Origin of the sequence: Campylobacter sp. IFREMER_LSEM_CL2127, assembly GCF_025771745.1 — a bacterium.
Classification (GTDB): Bacteria; Campylobacterota; Campylobacteria; order Campylobacterales; family Campylobacteraceae; genus Campylobacter_D.
In genome coordinates, this window is the sequence record NZ_JAKMQV010000029.1 from 1 (window position 1) to 1,146 (window position 1,146).

Genomic DNA, 1,146 nt, shown 5'->3' on the forward strand with positions numbered 1-1,146 from the left:
GATTTGTATTTTTTTGAGAGGAGATAAATTATAATTAATCATAAATCTTATGATTACAAGAGCTATTATTAAGCTTATGGTTCCTATAATGATTTGTTTTATCAAAGCGTTATTTACCGGATCTTTATAAATTTTTTCATCTGCTATTACACATACATTGTATCCTGTTGATGATTCTTGACATATTACTGCTTTGCGTGGAGCAGTTCCATCTTCAATAATCATAGGCTCATTGGAAAGTTGTCCTTTTTTACCTTCTGGAGTAGAAAGATAGGATTTTATAATGTTTTGAGATAAATCATCTTTTGTCAGCAATGCTTTTGAAGACTCATGAAACAATACAGTACCTTCATCATCTAAAACAACTGTATAACCACTTTGTGATTTTCCCATTGCTAATACATTATCTGAAAAAGTATTTAAATCGTAATTTCCACCAACTGCACCTATAAATTTACCATCTACAACAATAGGATATGAAAAAGCCAAAGAAGGAGCTTTTAGACTTGGAGCTATATAAGGTTTTGAAACAACAACTTTATCTTCTCCAGTGCTAACGCTTGTATACCAAGTTCTAGTTCTTGGATCATATCCATCAGAAGGCATTTGATGATTTCCATTTGATCTAATCATTGCGCCGTTTTTGGCAAGTCCTACATATAAAACATCAAAACGACTTGCTTCTTTTGCGACTTTAACCATAGTATAGATTTCCTCTAAACTTGCATTAGGTTTTTTTTGAATTTCAGCTGCAACAGCTTTTATAGCATCACTTCTTGAGGCAGTGTAATCATCAAAGCTTTTTAAAACATCTTGCATGGTTTTAATTTGTATATCGTTAATGAGTTTTTGTACATCATGTTTTACTTCAATATAATTAAAAGCATTTGCTATAAACAAAATAGCTATAATTGCTAAAAATACAAAAAAAGTAAGTTTGCTTGTTAGAGTTTTGGTAATTTTTCCCATCTAAATCATCCTTGTTTATAGATTGTGTAGTTCAAGATAAAAATTATCTTATATTATTTTTAATAAAAAAATATTCTATTTAAATGTAAAAAAACTATTTAACAAAAAGGCAAATAAAGTAATTAAAAATATAATAAGAAATAAAAAACCAAACCAAAACTATGGTTTGGTTTAGTT

At 28.6% G+C, this 1,146-nt stretch carries 1 protein-coding gene; it reads right to left on the minus strand.

The genetic code is table 11. The features are described 5' to 3' along the window. Positions 1 to 969: cache domain-containing protein (locus L8V77_RS07635; protein WP_263707398.1), on the minus strand; the 969-nt coding region annotated here is incomplete at its 3' end. Positions 970 to 1,146 lie beyond the last annotated feature (177 nt).